The sequence below is a fragment of the Staphylococcus sp. EG-SA-14 genome (assembly GCF_017151935.1).
GTDB classification, from domain to species: domain Bacteria; phylum Bacillota; class Bacilli; order Staphylococcales; family Staphylococcaceae; genus Staphylococcus; species Staphylococcus aureus.
Genome location: NZ_JACVZM010000056.1, coordinates 1 through 505 on the forward strand (window position 1 = coordinate 1; position 505 = coordinate 505).

Genomic DNA, 505 nt, shown 5'->3' on the forward strand with positions numbered 1-505 from the left:
TTTCTGGTCGTAGAATAGAGAAATTACTTCATGACAGTATTCGAATGATGTGGTTAGCTCAAGATCAAACACCTTCTTATAAAACTATTAATCGTTTTAGAGTGAATCCTAATACTGATGCGTTAATAGAATCTTTATTTATTCAGTTCCATAGTCAATGTTTAAAGCAAAATATTATTGATAATAATTCAATTTTCATTGATGGTACAAAAGTAGAAGCTAATGCCAATAGATATACATTTGTGTGGAAGAAAAGTATTCAAAATCACGAATCGAAATTGAACGAAAATTCAAAAGCATTATATCGTGACTTAGTTGAAGAAAAAATAATACCAGAGATAAAAGAAGATGGAGATAGCGATTTAACAATAGAAGAAATAGATTTAATTGGTAGTCATTTAGATAAAGAAATCGAAGATTTAAATCATTCTATTGAGAACGAAGATTGTGCTCAAATTAGAAAACAGACCCGTAAAAAAAGAACTGAGATTAAGAAGTTCAAAAA

General features: G+C 28.3%; 1 protein-coding gene. It reads left to right on the top strand.

Going from position 1 to position 505, the window contains the following annotated elements:
- Positions 1–505, top strand: a 505-nt coding sequence (locus tag IDG63_RS14255; RefSeq protein WP_131522857.1) for a transposase, incomplete at both ends; no start/stop codon positions are given.